The sequence below is a fragment of the Nonomuraea sp. NPDC003214 genome, from assembly GCF_053590035.1.
On sequence record NZ_JBSFSX010000001.1, the window covers coordinates 113,885 to 133,120 of the forward strand.

18 protein-coding genes are annotated in these 19,236 nt (G+C 70.3%); 7 read left to right on the forward strand and 11 right to left on the reverse strand.

Annotated features, from left to right (window positions below; translation table 11 throughout):
• Positions 1 to 157 precede the first annotated feature (157 nt).
• From ACWDXC_RS00535 to ACWDXC_RS00545, 3 genes are read left to right on the forward strand one after another with little or no spacing between them, the layout of a single operon-like run.
• Positions 158 to 1,159, forward strand: coding sequence for an ABC transporter substrate-binding protein (locus ACWDXC_RS00535; protein WP_219512136.1), 1,002 nt, complete (start codon positions 158 to 160; stop codon positions 1,157 to 1,159).
• Positions 1,156 to 1,971, forward strand: coding sequence for an ABC transporter permease (locus tag ACWDXC_RS00540; protein WP_449976523.1), 816 nt, complete (start codon positions 1,156 to 1,158; stop codon positions 1,969 to 1,971). Before ACWDXC_RS00535 ends, ACWDXC_RS00540 begins: the two co-directional genes overlap by 4 nt.
• On the forward strand, positions 1,968 to 3,422 hold the full coding sequence (locus ACWDXC_RS00545) for an ABC transporter permease (protein ID WP_449976526.1): 1,455 nt from the start codon (positions 1,968 to 1,970) through the stop codon (positions 3,420 to 3,422). The genes ACWDXC_RS00540 and ACWDXC_RS00545 overlap by 4 nt, the downstream gene beginning before the upstream one ends.
• On the opposite strand, the gene ACWDXC_RS00550 is transcribed toward ACWDXC_RS00545, so the two are convergent.
• The gene (locus ACWDXC_RS00550) at positions 3,349 to 3,876 is read right to left on the reverse strand and encodes a PNPOx family protein (RefSeq protein WP_219518123.1); all 528 of its coding nucleotides are present in this window, start codon (positions 3,874 to 3,876) and stop codon (positions 3,349 to 3,351) included. The two genes, ACWDXC_RS00545 and ACWDXC_RS00550, sit on opposite strands and share 74 nt — an antisense overlap.
• 138 nt (positions 3,877 to 4,014) lie before the next feature.
• Here ACWDXC_RS00550 and ACWDXC_RS00555 point away from each other — a divergent pair, with 138 nt between their 5' ends.
• Positions 4,015 to 4,788, forward strand: a complete 774-nt coding sequence (locus tag ACWDXC_RS00555; protein ID WP_219518122.1) for an ABC transporter ATP-binding protein — start codon at positions 4,015 to 4,017, stop codon at positions 4,786 to 4,788.
• Positions 4,789 to 4,874: 86 nt separating this feature from the next.
• Here ACWDXC_RS00555 and ACWDXC_RS00560 read toward each other — a convergent pair whose 3' ends face one another.
• From ACWDXC_RS00560 to ACWDXC_RS00585, 6 genes are all read right to left on the reverse strand, one after another.
• Complete coding sequence (locus tag ACWDXC_RS00560) at positions 4,875 to 5,405, reverse strand: GTP-binding protein (RefSeq protein WP_449976530.1); 531 nt, start codon at positions 5,403 to 5,405, stop codon at positions 4,875 to 4,877.
• 28 nt (positions 5,406 to 5,433) lie between these two features.
• Complete coding sequence (locus ACWDXC_RS00565) at positions 5,434 to 5,838, reverse strand: DUF742 domain-containing protein (RefSeq protein WP_231618831.1); 405 nt, start codon at positions 5,836 to 5,838, stop codon at positions 5,434 to 5,436.
• 20 nt (positions 5,839 to 5,858) lie between these two features.
• The gene (locus ACWDXC_RS00570; RefSeq protein WP_049565005.1) at positions 5,859 to 6,281 is read right to left on the reverse strand and encodes a roadblock/LC7 domain-containing protein; all 423 of its coding nucleotides are present in this window, start codon (positions 6,279 to 6,281) and stop codon (positions 5,859 to 5,861) included.
• Positions 6,278 to 9,601, reverse strand: coding sequence for a nitrate- and nitrite sensing domain-containing protein (locus ACWDXC_RS00575; RefSeq protein WP_449976534.1), 3,324 nt, complete (start codon positions 9,599 to 9,601; stop codon positions 6,278 to 6,280). The genes ACWDXC_RS00570 and ACWDXC_RS00575 overlap by 4 nt, the downstream gene beginning before the upstream one ends.
• A 178-nt stretch (positions 9,602 to 9,779) precedes the next feature.
• Entirely contained in the window at positions 9,780 to 11,183 is a 1,404-nt protein-coding gene (locus tag ACWDXC_RS00580) for an aminobutyraldehyde dehydrogenase (RefSeq protein WP_364180502.1), read from the reverse strand.
• Between the two features lie 29 nt (positions 11,184 to 11,212).
• Positions 11,213 to 12,481, reverse strand: coding sequence for a glycosyltransferase (locus ACWDXC_RS00585; protein WP_364180386.1), 1,269 nt, complete (start codon positions 12,479 to 12,481; stop codon positions 11,213 to 11,215).
• A 130-nt stretch (positions 12,482 to 12,611) separates the two neighbouring features.
• Between ACWDXC_RS00585 and ACWDXC_RS00590 the strand changes: the two genes are divergently transcribed.
• Positions 12,612 to 13,217, forward strand: coding sequence for a TetR/AcrR family transcriptional regulator (locus ACWDXC_RS00590; RefSeq protein ID WP_219518116.1), 606 nt, complete (start codon positions 12,612 to 12,614; stop codon positions 13,215 to 13,217).
• Here ACWDXC_RS00590 and ACWDXC_RS00595 read toward each other — a convergent pair.
• Genes ACWDXC_RS00595 through ACWDXC_RS00610 form a run of 4 tightly spaced genes read right to left on the reverse strand, consistent with a single transcriptional unit; the run spans position 13,211 to position 17,003 of the window.
• Complete coding sequence (locus ACWDXC_RS00595; protein ID WP_219518114.1) at positions 13,211 to 14,251, reverse strand: ABC transporter ATP-binding protein; 1,041 nt, start codon at positions 14,249 to 14,251, stop codon at positions 13,211 to 13,213. The two genes, ACWDXC_RS00590 and ACWDXC_RS00595, sit on opposite strands and share 7 nt — an antisense overlap.
• The gene (locus ACWDXC_RS00600; protein ID WP_449976539.1) at positions 14,238 to 15,017 is read right to left on the reverse strand and encodes an ABC transporter permease; all 780 of its coding nucleotides are present in this window, start codon (positions 15,015 to 15,017) and stop codon (positions 14,238 to 14,240) included. Before ACWDXC_RS00600 ends, ACWDXC_RS00595 begins: the two co-directional genes overlap by 14 nt.
• On the reverse strand, positions 15,010 to 15,876 hold the full coding sequence (locus ACWDXC_RS00605) for an ABC transporter permease (protein ID WP_357590483.1): 867 nt from the start codon (positions 15,874 to 15,876) through the stop codon (positions 15,010 to 15,012). Before ACWDXC_RS00605 ends, ACWDXC_RS00600 begins: the two co-directional genes overlap by 8 nt.
• Before the next feature lie 5 nt (positions 15,877 to 15,881).
• Positions 15,882 to 17,003, reverse strand: coding sequence for a polyamine ABC transporter substrate-binding protein (locus ACWDXC_RS00610; RefSeq protein WP_364180392.1), 1,122 nt, complete (start codon positions 17,001 to 17,003; stop codon positions 15,882 to 15,884).
• Between the two features lie 380 nt (positions 17,004 to 17,383).
• Here ACWDXC_RS00610 and ACWDXC_RS00615 point away from each other — a divergent pair, with 380 nt between their 5' ends.
• Positions 17,384 to 18,274, forward strand: coding sequence for a hypothetical protein (locus tag ACWDXC_RS00615; protein WP_449976543.1), 891 nt, complete (start codon positions 17,384 to 17,386; stop codon positions 18,272 to 18,274).
• The gene (locus tag ACWDXC_RS00620; protein WP_449976545.1) at positions 18,271 to 19,230 is read left to right on the forward strand and encodes an SIS domain-containing protein; all 960 of its coding nucleotides are present in this window, start codon (positions 18,271 to 18,273) and stop codon (positions 19,228 to 19,230) included. Before ACWDXC_RS00615 ends, ACWDXC_RS00620 begins: the two co-directional genes overlap by 4 nt.
• The last annotated feature ends 6 nt before the right edge of the window (positions 19,231 to 19,236 follow it).

Here is a 19,236-nt window from a genome sequence, read left to right on the forward strand (position 1 = left end):
AACTGACCTTGCAACCACAGATGTTATTTTTGCGATGATGACGCCCCATGTGGTGCTACCGTCAGTGCTTGTTGTGCGTACGGCACACGTCCCGTGAGTAACAGCACCCCCCTACCCCTCCAGGCTCCACACCCCCCTCGTGAAAGGAGTCCCCGACATGAGGCTTGCCCGTTCCAGCAGAGTCGCCGTCATCGGGTTTGCCCTGGCGCTGGGAATCGCCGCCTGCACCGCCGAGCCGGAGTCCGCCGCTCCGAAGTCCTCCACCGCCGCCGACGCGGGCGGCCTGGAGAAGACGGAGCTCAAGGTCGCGGGCCTGCCGGCCATCGACACCGCGGCCATGTACGTGGCCATTGACCAGAAGCTCTTCGAGAAGGAAGGACTCAAGGTCACGCCGCAAATCGTCCAGGCGTCGCCCGAGGCCATTCCGATGTTGCTCAACGGTGAGATCGACGCCATGTTCGGCAATTACGTGTCGATGTTCCAGGCCCACGACCAAGGCGCGCTGAAGCTGCGCATCCTGGCCGAAGGCTCCCGCGCGGCCCCGGACTCCCTGAGCATCATGGCTTTGCCTGATTCGCCGATCAGGTCGCCGAAGGACCTCGAAGGCAAGACGATCAACGTGAACGTTCTGCACAATTTCCAGGAGCTCGCGCTCACGCAGGTCCTGAAGGCCAACAACATCGATCCGGCGAAGATCAAGTACGTTCAGGTGACGTTCCAGAACATCATGCCCGCCTGGCAGAAGGGCCAGCTCGACGCGGCCTATCTCGGCGAGCCGATGGTCACCGCCGCGACCTCGTCAATGGGCGCCAGAAAGATCCTGGATCCGGCCTCAGGACCCGCGGCCGAATTCCCCATTTCCGGCTATGTCAGTACTCAGGAATGGTACGACAAATATCCCAAGACAGCCGCGGCGTTCCAGCGCGCCCTCCACAACGCCGCCAAGCTCATGGAGAACAACCGTGAGGTGGTGGCCGACGTGCTGCCCAACTTCACCCAGATCGACAAGGCCACAGCCGCGACCGTGACGTTCCCCTTGTTCTCCAGCTCCGACAACCCGGTGCGGCTGCAGCGGGTCGCCGACTGGATGCACGAAGCCAAGTGGCTCACCAAGGAGATCGACGTCGCCTCGCTGATGTCCCCCACCACGTCAGGGTGAGCGCGCCCGCCCTCGTCCGCGACCGCCCGAACACGGCCACCGCACGGTGGACGCGCCGGGCGGCCGGGGCACTCGTCTTCGCCGCCCTGTTCGAAGCGCTCGGCCGGGCCGAGCTCGTCTCCGCCGCCTTCCTGCCGCCCGCCTCGGAGATCCTCCAGCGGGCCGGCGGGCTGCTCCTCGACCCCGCCTTCCGCGCCCACGCCGCCACCAGCATGCTCGCCTGGGCCATCGGCCTCGGCATCGCCGCCCTCGTCGCCGTCCCGCTCGGCCTGCTGCTCGGCAGCGTCCCGGTGATCGACTCCGCCACCCGGGCCGTCGTCGAGTTCATGCGGCCCATCCCGTCGGTGGCCCTCATCCCGCTGGTGGCCCTCGTCATCGGCACCGGCCTGCAGCTCCGCGTCACCCTGGTGATCTACGCGGCGCTGTGGCCCATCCTCTACAACACGATGTACGGCCTGCGCGGCGTCGACCCCGTCGCCAAGGAGACCCTCAGGTCGTACGGATTCGGCCCGCTGGCGGTGCTGTGGCGGGTCTCGCTGCCCTCGGCGGCGCCGTTCATCATGACGGGCTTCAGACTGGCCACCGGCGTCGCGCTCATCCTGACCGTGAGCACCGAGATCGTCGCCGGGCGGGGAGAGGGCGTCGGCGTGTTCATCTACTTCGCGGGCATCGCCGTACCGGCGCGCATGGACGACATCCTGGCCGGGGTCGTCTGGGTCGGGCTGTTCGGCGTCGTGGTCAACGCCCTCCTGGTGGCCGCCGAGCGCCGGCTCTTCCGCTGGCACCACGCCCGGAACGGAGGCCTCTCATGACCGCCCCACCGCCCCCGGCCCGCGGCCGCTTCCCCGACGCCGCCCACCCCACCCGCACCCCCGACGCCGCCCCACCCCTCCCCACCCCCGACCCCGCCCCCACCCAGCCCCCCGGCCGCCCCCACATCGCCCCGCCCGACGAGGGCCGGTCCCCCAACGCGGGCGGACGGCATGCCCCTGCCCGCCCTGGCGAGGGCCCCGAGCCCGCAAGCGGCGGGGGCAACGGCGGGGGGACGCCCGTCGCCGGTGACCCCACCGGCGAGGGCCGCCCCGGCGGGCGGCATGGCCGCACCCAGGCCGGGCAGCGCGAGGGCGACGGGCCACCGGGCGGGCCGCCCGACGGCGGACGCGGCCGGCCCGACGGGGGTCAAGCCGACGTAGGCCGGGCTGGCGGGCGGCATGGCCGCACCCAGGCCGGTACCGGGCAGCGCGAGGGCGACGGGCCCGCGGGCGGGCCGCCCGGTGGCGGACGCAACGGAGCCGGTGGCGACCCCGCCGGCGGACGGCATGGCCGCACCCAGGCCGGTGCCGGGCAGCGCGAGGGCGACGGGCCCGCGGGCGGGCCGCCCGGTGGCGGAGGCAACCGAGCCGGGGGCGATCTGGTCGGCCAGGGGCGGTCTGAGGGGCGGCGGCGGGGTCGTCGGGGAATGGCGGGGCGGGTTTGGCGGGTGGTGGCTTCCCGGTGGTTGCTGCTCGTGGTGCTGGTGGCCGTGTGGGAGTGGGCCACGCGGGCGGCCGGGAGCGCGTTCTTCCCGCCGCCGTCGACGATCGCGACGCGGATGCACGCCATGTGGTTCTCCGGCCCGCCCGACCGGTTGTTCCTGACCGAGCTGGCCGTGGAGAACGTGCTGCCGAGCCTGGGCCGGATGGCCGGTGGGCTGGCGGGCGGGGCGGCGGCCGGGGTGGCGCTCGGGCTGGCGCTGGGCCTGTCGGCGCGGGTGTACGACTATCTCGACGGCGTGCTGCAGTTCCTGCGGGCGATCCCGCCGCCGGCGTTGGTGACGGTGTTCCTGGTGGTGTTCGGGTTCGGGCTGAAGATGCAGCTCGCGTTCATCATGTTCAGCATCGTGTGGCCGGTGCTGCTCAACACGGCCGACGGGGCGCGTTCGGTGGAGCCGCTGCATCTGGACACCGGGCAGGCGTTCCGGCTGTCGCGGGCCGAACGGGTGTTCCGGATCGTGCTGCCGTCGGCGCTGCCGAAGATCTTCGCCGGGCTGCGGCTGGCCCTGTCGCTGTCGCTGATCGTGACCGTGTTCGCGGAGCTGCTGCCGGGCACCACGAACGGCATCGGCTTCCAGCTCACCGTGGCCTACTCCTCGTTCAACCTGCCGGCGATGTGGGCGGGCATCGTGCTGCTCGGCGTTCTCGGCTATCTGCTCAACGAGTTGTTCCTGCTCGTGGAGCGGCGGGTGCTGGCCTGGCACCATCACGAGCGGCGGCTGGAGACCTGACGTGGCGGCTGTGGGGCGGGTCCATGGGCGGCGTGTCGATCCCCCAGGAGGAGATCCAGGTGGGCACGATCGCGAGCCAGACCGGCTCGAAGCGGTTGTCGAGCCGGTCGCCGCCGTCGGGGTGGACGCGGCCGATGCCGTGGACGGCGACGCCGCGCGGCCCGTCGGGGGTGAAGTCGTCGACGACGAGCGCGAGCTGGTCGTTCTCCTCGACGTGCTGCCGGTAAAGGCGGTGGCGGGGGCCGCCGGGCAGCCGCAGCGAGCCGACGCCGATCACCAGGGGCCGTTCGCCGTCAGGGGACCCGTTGCCACCCGCGCGGTCGCCTCCGAGCTGGACGCCGAGGTGGATGCGGACGGGTACGACGTGGGGCGCCCCGGCGGCCGTGGCCGTCGCCAGCCTCGCCAGGTCGTGTTCGCGCAGGTAAGCGAGCTCCGCCTCGCTGAAGCCGTCCATCAGGTCCTTCACACTACAGACAGATGAGAGCAATAAACAGAAGAAATGGGGCAGAGCACCTCTTCCTTACCATGTGCAAGGAATGTCCCCTTCGATAGAGTCGCCGTGTTATCTCTGGACCCATCCCTAGGAAATCCCTTGCTCGAGATAGACAACCTCACCCACGTCTACGGTGGCGGCGGACCGAACGAGCACCACGCCATCGACGGGCTCAACCTCAGCGTGGCCGAGGGCGAGCTGCTGTGCATCGTCGGGCCGTCCGGATGCGGGAAGTCCACGCTGCTGCGGTCCATCGCCGGGCTCATCACCCCCACCGGCGGGCAGATCAAGGTCGACGGCGTGCTGGTGAAGCAGACGCCCGACAATCTGGCCGTGGTTTTCCAGGATTACAGCCGTTCGCTGTTTCCGTGGATGTCGGTGGCCGACAATGTGGCGCTGCCGTTGCGGCGCAAGGGCATGGACAAGAAGGCGCGCCGCGAGGCCGCGCAGGAGGCGCTGGAGTCGGTCGGCCTGTCCGAGGCCGGACGCAAATACCCGTTCCAGCTTTCGGGCGGCATGCAGCAGCGGGTGGCGATCGCCCGCGCGCTGGCGTACCGGCCGAAGCTGATGCTGATGGACGAGCCGTTCGGGTCGGTCGACGCGCAGACCCGCGAGGACCTTGAGGACCTCGTGCTGAAGGTGCGCAGCCACCACCAGATGACGATCGTGCTCATCACGCACGACATCGACGAGAGCGTCTACGTGGGCGACCGCGTGGTGGTGCTGTCCAAGGCACCCGCGCACGTGGTGGGCGACCTCAAGGTCGAGCTGCCCGAGCCCCGCGACCAGATCTCCACGCGCGAGCACCACGACTTCGTGCACCTGCGCGCCGAGGTCGGCCGCCTGGTCCGCGGCCACTCCCTCACCCACTGAGAGGGCGTACCGACCTGAAAGCGCCCGCTGACGCCGCGTGCCGCCGGACCTGAGGTCTGGCGGCACGGCGGGCGGGACTGCGACGGTCAGGCCGGGGCGTGCATGTGGCGGGCCAGCGCGTGCTCGACCAGCGTGATCAGCGTGGCCTTGACCGAGTCGCGGGAGCGGGCGTCCAGGCGGACGATGGGCGTGTGGCCGCCCAGCGAGAGCGCCTCACGCACCTCCTCCTCCGCGTGCGCGAACTGCCCGTCCCAGCCGTTGATCCCGATGATGAACGGCAGCTTCGCCTCTTCGAAGTAGTCGATGGCCGGGAAGCTGTCGGCCAGCCGGCGGGTGTCGACCAGCACGACGGCCCCGATGGCGCCGCGCACGAGGTCGTCCCACATGAACCAGAACCGGTGCTGTCCTGGCGTGCCGAACAGGTAGAGGATCAGCTCCCTGTCCAGCGACACCCGGCCGAAGTCCATGGCCACGGTCGTCGTCGTCTTGTTCGGCGTGAGCGAGACGTCGTCCACTCCGGCCGACGCGTCCGTCATCACCGCCTCCGTGGTGAGCGGCAGGATCTCGGACACCGCCTTCACGAACGTCGTCTTGCCCACGCCGAAGCCGCCGGCCACGACGATCTTCGTCGAGGTTAGGCCGGGGCTAGAGCCTGCGAAGTCCACTGAGCACCCTTTCGAGCAGGTTGAGGTCCGGCTTGCCCGCGTCCAGAGCAGGCTGGTGCACGCGGATCAGGCCTTCCGACGCCATGTCGGCGATCAGCACCCGGACCACCCCGAGAGGCTGCCGTAAAAGGGCGGAGATCTCAGCAACCGACCGAACGTTCCGCGTCAGTTGGATGATCGCCTGATATTCCGGACTTAGTAGGGAAATGTCTTGGTATTCGGACGTCACGGAGGACACCAGCGCCTCCATGGCGAACTTCATCCGCGGGGCCGTACGCCCCCCGGTCACGGCGTAAGGCCGTACCAGGGAACTTGATTTCGGCGGACGGGGAGCCGACGGATGCGGCGGAGTGCTATCACCAGCCCAACCCTGACCTGACACCATGATCTCCTGTCACCGCCCGTCTAGCGGGGGCGGGCCGCCTGCAGTTCTGCGCGTACGGCCGGCGTGAGCACCTGCCCGGCACGCTCGACCAGCAGCGTCATCTGGTAGGCCACCAGGCCCATGTCACAGTCGGGCGCGGCCAGCACGGCCAGGCACGAGCCGTCGCTGATCGACATGATCATCAACAGCCCGCGCTGCATCTCGATGACGGTCTGGGTCACCATCCCGCCCTCGAACACGCGCGCCGCGCCCTGGGTCAAGCTGATCACGCCCGAGGCCACCGCGGCGAGCTGGTCGGCCCGGTCCTTGGGGAACCCCTCGGAGAAGGCCAGCGGAAGGCCGTCGGACGACACCACCACGGTGTGCGCGACACCGGGCACGTTGTTGACGAAATCAGTGATCAGCCAGTTGATGCCACGCGCTCCCTGGCTCAGCTCTCTCATTTCTCCTCCTCATTCTCTTCTCCGCGAGTGAACGCGCGGCCTTGCCGTACACCTTGCTGGAAGCTGGACAGCCGGCTCCGCAGGCGCTCAGGAGAGATCTGCGGCGCCGGTGAGGTGACCGGCGGTTCCGCGAGGCTGGCCGTGCCCGGCACCAGGTTGGCCTTGGGCACGCGGCGCGGCAGGCCGGATGCGGTGGTGCCGGCCTGGGCGGGCTTGGCCGCCGCCTCGGCGGCCTGCCAGCCGCTGTCAGCGGGAGAGGACCATGAGGCGCCGGCGCCCGACTGGCCCGGCCGGCGCTGCGGCAGCGCCGACCTTCCAGCGGACGCGGACGGCGCCGACGGCGCGGCGGGCTCGGCGGCCAGGGGCGCGGGCGCCTGGGACTCCGGCTCGGCCGCCTCGGCGGGCGCGGCCGGCTCCGAGGGGTCGGGCCGACGGAACCAGTCGGAGCCCACCGAGGAGAAGATCGGCAGGAACTCCTCGCTCTGCTCCTCCATGGGCGAGCTGCGCACCACGGGAAGCGGGCCGGTCAGGTCCTGGGAGGAGTAGTCGCCGGGACCGAACGGGTTGTAGCCGGCGTCGCCGGGTTTGGGGCCCTCGGCGAACGACGGCCAGGGCCGGTCGTCGTCCCCGAACGCGGACCTGCCGGGCTCGGCCCCGAAGGCGGCGTCGCGGCGCGGCAGCTCCTCGCGGCGCGGCAGGTCCTCGCCGAACGAGTCGCGGCGGGGCAGCTCGTCGCCGAGGGGGTCGCGGCGCGGGAGCGGGTCGGCGAAGGACGTCCAGCGGCTCTCGTCCTGCTGGGGGTCCTGCTTCATCGCGGGCGGCTCGGTCGCGAACGACGGCCAGCGCGGCTCGTCCTGCTGGAGGGGCGGCGGCTCCTCGGCGAAGGACGGCCAGCGCGGCTCCTCCTTCGCCGCCGGCGGCTCCTCGGCGAACGAGGACCAGCGCGGCTCCTCCTTCATCGGGGGCGGCTCGGTGGCGAACGACGGCCAGCGCGGCTCCTCCTGCTGCTGCGCGGGCACCTGCGGAGCCTGCGCCGGGGCCGGCGGGGGCTGCTCGGCGAAGGACGGCCAGGGCTGGTCCTGCCGGGTCTCCTGCGCGGGCGGCTCGCCGAACGACGGCCACGCCTCGCCGCCGCCCGGCGCGGGCAGCGATCCGGGCCACTCGGTGTCCACCGGCACGTCGCGCGTGCCGCGCACGTCGGTGGTCTCGAAGCCGGCCGGCGCGGCGTAGACGCCGGTGCCGTTGCTCGCCGCGGCCGGCTGGCCGGCGTCGAACTGGCCCGACTCGAACATGCCGGGGTCGAAGCTGGTGAACGCGTCGTACTGGGAGCGCGGCTGCGGGCCGCCGGCGGGCTGGGAGCCGACGAGCAGCATGTCGGGCAGCAGCACCAGGGCGGTCAGGCCGTTGCGCTCGCGCATCTTGAGCTGGACGCGGATGCCGTGGCGCAGGGCCAGGCGGCCGACCACGAACAGGCCCATGCGGCGCGAGACGGCGACGTCCACGACCGGCGGGTTGGCCAGGCGCCAGTTGGCCTCGGCCAGCTCCTCGGGGCTCATGCCGATGCCCAGGTCGTTGATCGTCACGAGCACGCCGCCCTCGGTGGGGTTGCTGGTGACCTGGACCTTGCTCTCGCGGGGGGAGAACGAGATGGCGTTCTCGATCAGCTCGGCCAGCAGGTGGACGGCGTCGGTGACGGCCGGGCCGGCGACCTGGGTGCTGGACGGGATCTGGATCTGGACCCGCTCGTAGCCCTCGACCTCCGACAGCGAGGCGCGGGCGACGTCGACGAGCGGGACCGGCTCGCTCCACTTGCGCGCGGCCTCCTGGCCGGCCAGAACCAGCAGGTTCTCGCTGTTGCGGCGCATGCGGGTGGCCAGGTGGTCCAGGCGGAACAGGTTGGCGAGCCGGTTCTCGTCCTCCTCGCCCTGCTCCAGGCCCTCGATGAGCTGGAGCTGCCGTTCGACCAGCGTCTGGCTGCGGCGCGAGAGGTTGACGAACATGGCGTTGACGTTGGCGCGCAGCTTGGCCTCGTCGCCGGCCAGCCGGATCGCCTCGCGGTGGACCTCGTCGAAGGCCCGGGCCACTTCCCCGATCTCGTCTCGGGTGTTGACGCCGACCGACGGCACGTCGGGCACCTCGGCGCTGTCGCCGGACTCGCGCAGCACGCGGACCGTCTCCGGCAGCCGCGTGGTGGCGACCTGGAGGGCCTCGGCGCGCAGCCGGCGCAGCGGGCGGACGAGCGAACCGGCCACCCGGGTGGTGATCACCAGGACGAGGAGGAGCAGGACCAGGATGGTCGCGCCGGAGATGATGGCGTTGCGCTGCTCGCTGTCGCTGAGCTCACGGGTCTGGGTCACGACGCGGGTCGCCAGGCCGTCCTCGACCTTGCGCATGGCGTTGGTGGTCAGCAGCGTGCTGTTGTACCAGACGTTGATGTCCTGGCGGGTGGTGTTGTCCAGGTCCCGGATGGTGTCGTACTCGCGCAGCTGGGCCAGGGCGCGCTGGCGCATGGCGTCGGCGCGGTCGATCTGCTGGCCGCGCACGTTCTGCCGGTACGCGCGCAGGTCCTGCTCGCCGGCTTCCTGCTCGAACCGGGCCAGCTCGTCCTGCTGGCGGTTCCAGGAGCCGAGGAAGTCGGAGAGGTCGTCGTTGTCGAGGCTGCGCTGCTCCAGGGCCACGATGAGGATGCCCTGCTGGCGGGAGACCTCTTCCTTGACGCGCTGGATGGCGGCCAGGGCGGCGACGTCACCCTGGAGGGCGTCGTCGGTGACGCCCTCGCTCAGGTCGTCCTGGAGCGCGCCCAGGACCTCGATGAGCGTCGACAGCGTGCTGATCGTGGCGCGCGGCGGGGTGCTCTCGCCGACCATGGACTTGCGCAGACCGTCGAGGCCGTTGAGCCAGCGGCGGATCTCCTCGACCTGGCTGCGGACACGCGCGGAGTGGGAGGCGTCGATCGCGGCGGAGGCGTCGAGGACCTTCTTCAGCGCGGAATCGACCGTTCCACGCTGAGTGCGGAGCTGGGCCAGGCGGCCGGCGCGGCGGCCGTCGGACAGGTACCACGCGGTGAGCGTGCGCTCCTTGCCCAGCTCGTGGGAGAGCGCCCCGACCCGCTGCACGAGCTCGGCCACCTGGGTGAGGCGGCGGTACTCGGCGCTGGTGCCGATGGCGCTGGCCAGCTGAAGGCCGGCGAGCAGCACGCCGACGACCGTGGGGATGAGGATCAGGGCGACCAGCCGCGAGCGCACGCGCCAGTTGGCCAGCCGGAACCGTCCGCCTGTGTACTCCCCCGGCCTCGTGTGCTTGGGGTTTTCCGTCCTCACTGACTCTCGCAACCTCTCGCCGTAACGTGCTCGAAGAAAATCAGACACGCGTGTGGCGCATGGGATTCTGCCGGGCTGGGTAATTGGAACACAACCCGTACCAGATCGGCCAACCGAACATATCCCATCAAAGTCCCCCAGGTGTGCCGTTTGGGGGACTTATCGCCGTCCACGTTTTTCAGGCCGGACGGAACGAGTCCCGCTCGACCGGGGCCGCGTGCTTGATCATTAGGTGACGGGTCACCGCGTACTCCTGGACCGCTTCCTGGCTCATGTCCTTGCCGAAGCCGCTGCCCTTGACGCCGCCGTGAGGCGCCTCGCTGGCGATCGGGAGATGATCATTCACCCAGGTCACGCCCACGTCCAGGCGGTGCGACACCCGCATCGCGCGGGCCACGTCACGCGACCAAACCGACGAGGCGAGACCGTAGGGCGTGTCGTTGGCCAGCCGGACCGCCTCGTCCTCGCCGTCGAACGGCAGCACCACGAGGACCGGGCCGAACAGCTCCCCCTGGACGATCTCGCTCTCCTGTGCGACATCGGTCACAAGCGTGGGCGGGTAGTAGAAGCCGGGACCCTCGATCGGGGCGCCTCCGTGCAGCACCCGGCCGCCCGAGCGGGAGACGAAGCCGTGCACCCGGTCGCGGTGCGCGGCGGAGATGAGCGGGCCGATGTCGGTGGCCGGGTCCCAGGGGTCGCCCACCGAGATTTCGGCAAGAGTTGCCCGAAACGCCTCCACGGCGTCACCGTAGACCTCGCGGGCGACGTACACGCGCGTAGCCGCCGTACAGTCCTGACCGGTGTTGTAGGTGGCGCCCATCGACACGCCGCGCGCCGCCTCGGCCAGGTCGGCGTCCTCGAAGACGAGCGCGGGCGCCTTGCCGCCGAGCTCCAGGTGCACTCGCTTGAGCGTGCCGGCCGCGCCGGTCATGACGGCCCGGCCGGTCTCGGTCGAGCCGGTCACGCTCACCATGTCCACGCCCGGGTCGGTCACCAGGGCCTGGCCGACGTCCGCGCCGCCGGTGACGACCTGGACGAGCCCGTCGGGCGCGCCCGCCTTGGCGAACAGCTCGGCCAGCCGCAGCGTCGTGCGCGGCGTCTGCGGGGCCGGCTTGATCACCACCGCGTTGCCCGCCGCGACGGCCGGGCCTACCTTCCACACGGCCATGATGAACGGGAAGTTCCACGGCGCGATCGACCCGACCACCCCGACGGGGCGGCGCAGCAGGACCGAGGTGTAACCGGCGCTGAACACCCCGGCGCCGGTCCCGTCGAGCGAGCGGGCGGCCCCGGCGAAGAAGCGCAGGTTGTCGGCCGCGAACGGCAGCTCGCCATCCCTGAACACGGCCGCCGGCTTGCCCGTCTCCTCGACCTCCAGCCGCGTCAGCTCCTCGGCGTCGGCCTCCACCAGATCCGCGAGCCGCAGCAGCAGCCGCGAGCGCTCGGCGGGCGTCGTCTGCGCCCACTCGGCGTAGGCGTCCCTGGCCCGCCGGACGGCGGCGGCCACGGCCTCCACGGAGCTGTCGGGGACCTCGGCGCACACGAGACCGGTGGCCGGGTTGATCAATTCACGCATGGATATCTTTCCCTGCTCGGTACGGGGGGCCGTACCTACTTCTGGCCGAGCTGCTCGATGAGGTCGGCGGCCTTGCGCAGACCGTCACGCTCGCGGACCTCCGCACCGGCGGCGGCGAGCCTCGCGCGGAGGTCGTCGTCACCGAGCAGGCGCTCCAGCGCGCCCTTCAGCTCCTCGTCCGTGAACGTGTAGGTCGAAAGCCTGACACCATAGCCCAACTCGGCCACCCGCTGCGCGTTGTCGTACTGGTCCCAGAAGAGCGGGAGCAGGATCATCGGCTTGCCGAAGTGGATCGCCTCGGTGGTGGTGTTGTTGCCGCCGTGCGTGATGACCAGGTCACACAGCGGGATGACCTTCGTCTGCGGGACGAACTCGGCGCCCCACATGTTGTCGGCCAGCTTGATCTCCTCGTGCAGCGAGCCCTTGGAGACGATGTACTGGTGCGGCGTCGTGGCGAGCACGTCGATGACCCGCTGCATGAGCTCCACGTCGGCCGAGCCGAGCGAGCCGAGCGAGAAGTAGACCAGCGAGCCCTCGTTGCGCGCGAACGGCAGCTCGAACTCCTCCTCGGTCTCGCGGACCGACGAGTCGAGGCGGTGCCAGGTGTCGCCCAGCGGCCGGTCGGCCACGTAGTCGAGGATCTCCGGGTAGACGTACAGGTTCAGGTCACCCTCGTGGATGAAGTCGAGGTCGGGCAGCGGCTCGGTGCCCTGCTCGACGCACCACTCGTTGAACGCGGTCCACAGCTCGCGGTGGGTGCGGTCGTACTCGGCGCGGAAGTCGTCCCACTCGGAGCGGTCGGCGGCGGGCAGGCCGGAGAAGACCGGCGCGATGTTCTCGCCGCGCATCTCCAGCGGGTTGCAGGAGACGATGCGGACGAACTTCTTGCCGGCCGTGAGCAGCGCCGGGAACGTGATCACGTTGTCCTCGACGATGACGTCCGGCTGGACCCGCTCGATGATGCGCTTGAGCTGCGGCTCGCAGTACTTGGCGCCCTCGATGAGCTCTTCCCAGATGGGCTTGGTGACGGTCTCGAGCTGCTCGCGGGTGCTCTTGCGGTACTCGGGGGCGGTGTCGCGGATGAAGTCCTTCCAGAACTGGCCCGCGTCCTGCTCCTCCTCGGCCGGCGGGGCCAGGTCGACGAGGTCCTCCTCGAAGCCCAGCGCCTCCAGCTTGCCCTTCCACGACGACTCGGCGGCGAAGACGACACGGTGGCCGCGACGGCGCAGAATGTCGCCGATGCCGATGCTGTTGTTGGTCGGACCGTAGGCGCTTTCCGGCATGAACAGAATGGTGAGAGACATGGGCACACTCCGGGGGGATCTAGCCATTTGAAGAGGAATTCAAATACGCATCTAGCGCATTGGTCAACTTCAGGGCACTATTGTCACGGATTACTGAACGACAGACGAACATGAGGGCAAGGTGGTGAAGATGGCCCAGCGCAAGAGCCGTACTGACCGGCGCATCGACCTGATCGAGGCGGCGCGGCGGGCCATCATCCGCTTCGGCATCGACGGGGTGCAGCTCTCGCACGTCGCCGAGGAGGCCGGGCTGACCTCCGGGGCGGTGCTCTACCACTACCCCGACCTGAGCGAACTGCTCGTCGAGGCGCAGCACGCGGGCATGGAACGCTTCTACGAGCAGCGGCTGCGGCAGATCGCCGCGCTCACCGACCCGGTCGCCAAGCTGGTGCTGACGATCCGCTCCGGGCTGCCCACCGGGCCGCTGGACCCGGACGTGCGGCTCCTCAACGAGCTGGGCGGGGCCGCCGGGCGCAACCGCGTCTACGGGGTGCTGCTCACGTCGCTGTACGACCGCCAGGTGTCGATGTACCAGTCGATCCTGGACACCGGGCAGGCGCTGGGCGTGTTCAGGCTGACGGCCGACGCGCTGTCGATCTCGCGCAACCTGGTGGCGCTGGAGGACGCCTACGGCTACCGCATCACGGCCCGGCACCCGATCATCGGCCCCGAGGAGGCGGCCGAGCTGATCCTGTCCTACGCGCGCACGGTGACGGGCAACGACCTGCTTCATTGATCCACCGGGATGATCACCGCGTCGCCGGCCGTCCAGTTGAGCGAGACCTCCTCGCCCGGCTGGACCGTGCCGGCGCCCTGCACGGCGACCAGCACCGGCTTGACCCGCCCCGGCACGTCGACCGAGATGTGCGAGACGCCGCCGTAGAAGCTGACGTCCAGCACGGCGCCCCTGAGGCCGCCGCTCTCCTCCAGCCTGATCTTCTCCGGCCGGACGCCGAGCAGCGCCTTGGCGCCGGTCTCCAGCTCGCCCAGCGGCGTGCCCGGCAGGTCGCCGAACTCCCCCGCCGCCAGCGTCTCAGGACCGCCCACGGTGCCCTCGAACAGGTTGTTGGCCCCCACGAAGTCGGCCACGAACCTGGTGCGCGGCCGCTCGTACAGGGCGACGGGCGCGTCCACCTGGCGCACGCTGCCGCTCTCGAAGACCGCGATGCGGTCGGCGAGCGACATGGCCTCCTCCTGGTCGTGCGTGACGACCACGAACGTGATGCCGACCTCGTTCTGCAGCCGCTTGAGCTCCAGCTGCATGTCGGCGCGGACCTTCTTGTCCAGGGCCGACAGCGGCTCGTCCAGCAGCAGCAGCCGGGGCCGCTTGACGATGGAGCGTGCCAGCGCCACGCGCTGCCGCTGGCCGCCGGAGAGCTGCTGCGGCTTGCGCCCGGCGTGCGCCGACAGGCCCACCGTCTCCAGCACCTCGCCGACCCGCTTCTTGATCTCGTCGCGGGGCAGCTTCTCCCGCTCCAGCCCGTACGCGACGTTCTTGGCCACGGTCATGTGCGGGAACAGCGCGTAGGACTGGAACATGAGGCTGATCGGACGCCGGTTGGGCTGCTTGGCCAGCAGGTCCTCGCCGTCGAGCGTCACGGTGCCGCTGTCGGGCGTCTCGAAGCCGGCGATGATGCGCAGCAGCGTCGTCTTGCCGCAGCCCGACGGGCCGAGCAGGGCGAAGAACTCGCCCTGCCCGATCTCCAGCGACACCCCGTCGAGCGCGGTGACGTCACCGAACCTGCGGGTGACCCCGTCAATCTTGAGCACGCGACTCCCCGATCTTGGTCAGGCGCTGCCCCGCGATCACCGCGGTGAAGCTCACCAGGAGCAGGATCGCGGCCAGCGCATTGATCTCCGGGGTCACCCCGAAACGGATCATTGAATAGATGACGATCGGCAGCGTCTGCTCCATGTTGCCGATCGTGAAGAACGCGATGACGAACTCGTCCAGCGACAGCGTGAACGCCAGCAGCGCGCCCGCCACGATGCCCGGGGCGAGCTGCGGCAGCGTCACCTTCATGAACGTGGTGACCGGCCCGGCGCCGAGGTCGCGCGAGGCTTCCTCCAGCGAGGTGTCGGTGCTGCTGAGCCGGGTGCGGACCACGGCGGCGACGAACGCCATCGCGAACAGGCCGTGCGCGAGCACCACCGAGTAGCGCCCGAGCGTGAGCTGGATCATGCCGAAGAACAGCAGCAGCCCGATCGCGATCACCAGGTCGGGCAGCACCGCCGGCATCAGCGAGAGCGCCTCCAGCGTCTTCGACCTGGAGTAGCGGGCCAGGCCGACGGCCAGAAGAGTGCCCAGCACGGTCGCGATGAGCGTCGCGCCGGTCGCCACGATCAGCGTGTTGACCAGGCCCTTCAGCACCCGTTCGTCCTTGGCCAGCTCGCCGTACCACTTGAGGCTGAACCCCTCGTAGGTGTAGGCGGACTCGCCCGAGTTGAACGACATGACGACGAGCACGACGATCGGCGCGTACAGGAAGACGTACGTGAGCCAGAACGGGACGTGGAGCAGGCGGGAGCTACGCACGGCGCGCCACCCAGGCCTGCACGACGAGCAGCACCAGCAGCGCCGCGATGAGCGCCAGCGCGAGCGTCGAGCCGAACGGCCAGTCGCGCGCCGACAGGAACTCCTTGCGGATCAGGTTGCCCACCATCGCCGACTTGCCGCCGCCCAGCATCTCGGGGATCACGAAGTTGCCCAGGCTCGGCACGAACACGAACAGGCTGCCGGTCATCACGCCGGGGAGCGTCAGCGGCAGCGTCACCTTGCGGAACGTGGTGAACCCGGACGCGCCCAGGTTGGCCGACGCCTCCCGGAGCTGCGGGTCGAGCTTCTCGATCGTCGCGTACAGCGGCAGCACCATCAGCGGCAGGTAGGAGTAGACCAGCCCGGTGACGATGGCGCCCTGGTTGTAGAGCAGCTCGTACGGGCCCAGCCCGATGGCCTCCAGCCCGCTGTTGATCAGGCCTTCGCCGTTGAGCAGGATGATCCAGGCGTAGACGCGGATGATGAAGTTCGTCCAGAACGGCAGGACGATCATCACCAGCGCCACCGTCTTCCACCTGCCCGGCAGCCGCGTGATCAGGTAGGCGGTCGGGTAGCCGACCAGCAACGCGATCAGCGTGGCCAGGCCGGCCAGCTTCAGCGACTCGACGACCACGCTCAGGTAGAGCGGGTCGAACAGGCGGGAGAAGTTCTCGGTGGTGAACTCGTAGACGACGCCGCCGAAGCGGCCACGCTGGAAGACCGTGTAGCTGAGCACCATCGCGAGCGGCACCAGCAGCAGCACGATCAGGTAGGTCAGCCCCGGCGAGAGGAAAACGAACGCGCCCAGCCGGCGGCCCCGCGAGGGGGACACCGGCCGGGCCTCGGTATCAGCCTTCACCGCAACTAGCTGGCCGTGATCTCAGAGGACAGGCGCGTGAACTTGGTCGACGCCTGGCCGAGGTCGATGATCGACTCGCCGTTGAGCAGCTCGGCGGGCTTGATGCCCAGCAGCGAGCCCGGCGCGATCTTCACCTTCTCCATGGCGGCCTTGTTGGGCACCTTGTAGTTGATGTTCTCGGCGGCCCAGCGGTGCACCTCGGGGTTGAGGATGTAGTTGATGAAGGCGTGCGCGGCCTCCTTGTTCTTGGAGGACTTCATGATCACCATGGTGTCCACCCAGAGGTCGCTGCCCTCCTTCGGCACCTCGAACTTGATGTTCTGCTTCTCGTGCGTGGTCGGGCACCAGCCGTCCCACGCCTCGACCATGAGGGCCTCGCCGCTGATCAGCTTGTCGCCGAACGTCGTGTCGTCGAAGGCGAGCAGGTGCGGCTTGGCCGCGAGCAGCACCTCCTTGACCTTGGCGATCTCCTCGTCCTTGTCGGTGTTGACCGAGAAGCCGAGCGACTTGAGCGCGGGCAGGGCCAGCCAGCGCTCGGTGGTCATGAGCGTGACCTTCTTGTCGGCCCAGGCCGGCGGCTTCAGTAGATCGTTCCAGCTCGTCGGCTTCGACTTCACCAGGTCGCTGCGGTAGCAGATGCCGGTGGTGCCCCAGGTGTAGGGGACGGAGTACTTGTTGCCCTTGTCGTAGGAGAGCTGGGTCGCCTCGGGGTAGAGGTTGGCCAGGTTCGGGATCAGCTCGGGGTGGATCGGCTCCAGCAGGCCCTGCTCGTTGAGCGCCTGGGCGTACTGGCCCGACACGAACGCCACGTCGATCCCGTGGTCGCCGCCGGCGGTGAGCTTCGTCATCGCCACTTCGTTGGTCTCGTGCAGGGTGACCGTGAGCTCCTTGATCTTGAGCTCCTTCTTCACCATGGCCTGAAGCTCTTCAGGGGTGTAGCCCTCCCACACGGTCACGGCCAGCGACTGCTTGGTGAGGTCGGCGTTGGGGTTGAGCGCGGCGGCCGTCGCCTGGGTCGCCGTCTCTGCACTGTTGGTCGACTCACCGCCGCACGCCGCTGCGGCGAGCGCGAGGCCGGCCACCGCGACGGCGGCCGGAAGACGACGGGTGAACCGGGTACGGGACAAGGCCGCTACTCCTTATGAAATGGCGATGTACGAGGGGTCTCGCGACCAACTGGACACGGCAGACCAGAGCAGGAGTGTTGCAGCAGAAATCAACATGAGCAAGACTTTGGCGGACATTGCTACCTGGAAGTTTGGTCCAACTGTTGAATTCGGATTCAATATGGAGCCGGTTGATCTCTCTCGGTGAGAACCCGCTCACCGCGCGGGATCGCGGCCTCACGGCGGCTCTCCTGGCGTCGCTGGACGGCCCCGTGCCGCCGCCCTTCGCCGTCCGCCGGTATCTGCCGCTGCCCACTTTCTCGCACAGCCCAGAGGATCTCCACACTGGGGTCCCAGCCGAACGCGACTTCGGACCACACGTAGACCAGACAAACTACTCGGTGATCGTGGGTGAGCAGGTCGTCGTCAAATGGCTCACCCCGCCCGTGCCCCTGCCCCACCCCACTCCCGAAGTGTTCGCCCACCTCGTTGAGGCGGGCTTCAAACAGACCGCGCCCCCGTACGCCGCCCTCACCCGGGCCGACGGCGACCGGGAGCTCCTGCTCGCCCTCGTGACCGGCTACCTGCCGGAAGCCACCGACGGGTGGGAATGGTGCGCCGACGAGGCCGCCGCCGGGCGCACCGGCTTCGCCCCCGCGCTCGGCGAACTCGCCGCCGGGCTCCACCTCGCCCTGGCGACCCTGCCCGGCGCCCCGCCCGGCGGCGCCGACCTGTCCGGCCGGGCCGGCACGGCGCTCCGCGACGCGCTCGACCTCACCACCGGCGACGACGGCGACTGGCTCGCCCGCCACGCCCACCGCCTGCGCGCCGAGCTCGCCCCGCTGGACAGCCCCGTCACCGGCCCGCTGATCCGCGTCCACGGCGACCTCCACGTCGGCCAGATCCTCCGGTGGCGCGACGGCTACGCCGTCATCGACTTCGACGGCAACCCCACGCTCACCGGCGCCGACCCGTACCAGCCCGCCGCCCGCGACGTCGCGCAGCTCACCACCAGCCTCCAGCACGTCGCCCAGGTCGCGATCAAGCGCCGCGGCACCGCGCCCGCCGACGCCGCCCGCTGGGCCGCCGGCGCCCGCGCCGCCATGCTCGACGCCTACCGCGCCCACCTGGCTCGCCACGACCGCGCCGGCCTGCTGGACGAGACCCTGATCCGCCCGTTCGAGATCGAGCAGGAGTGCCGCGAGCTCATCTACGCGGCCCGCCACCTGCCCCGATGGCGCTACGCCCCCATGGGCGTGCTGCGCACCTGGTACCACGAGGAGACCCCATGAACCCCGAGCTCTACCTGGCCGACCTGGAGGCCAAACCCGCCGCGCTCACCGCGCTCGCCGACTCGCTCGACGCCGCCGACCCGTTCGCGGCGCTGCCCGGCGGCATCGAGCGGGTGCTGTTCCTCGGCATGGGCAGCTCCCGCTACGCCGCCGGCGTCGCCGCCCTGCGCCTGCGCGCCGCCGGCGTCTCCGCCCACGCCGAGTACGCCTCCGCCGCCGCCTCCTACCCGCCCGACCCCCGCACGCTCGTCGTGCCCATCTCCGCCACCGGCGGCAGCCGCGAGACCCTCGACGCGCTCGCCCGCTACACCGGCGGCGCCTCCCCCGTCGCCGCCCTCACCAACACCCCCGGCTCCGCGCTCACCGCCGGCGCCGACCTGGTCGTCCCGCTGCTCGCCGGCCCCGAGGAAGGCGGCGTCGCCTGCCGCACCTTCCAGCACACGCTGGCACTCCTCCTCGCGCTCGAATCCCGCCTCACCGGCTCCGGCCGCGACGTCGCCGCCCTCGTACGCCGCGCCGCCGAGGCCACCACCGACCTGCTCGACCGCCGCGACGACTGGCTGCCCCTGACGCTCGAACTCCTCGACGGCCCCCACGGCGTCTACGCCCTGGCCCCCGCCGAACGGCTGTCGTCGGCCCAGCAGTCGGCGCTCATGGTCCGCGAAGGCCCGCGCCGCGCCGCCGACGCCTGCGAGACCGGCGACTGGGCGCACGTGGACGTCTACCTGACCAAGACCCTCGACTACCGGGCGCTGCTCTACCCCGGCTCCCGCTACGACGAGCAGGCGATGGACTGGATCCGGCAGCGCGGCTCCACCGTGATCTCCGTCGGCGCCGACGTCAAGGACACCGCCGCCGTCATCCGCTACGCCCACGACACCGACCCCGACGTCGCGCTCCTCACCGAGACGCTGGTCGCCGAGCTCGTCGCCGCCTACTGGTGGGCCGCCCAGTAGCTCGCC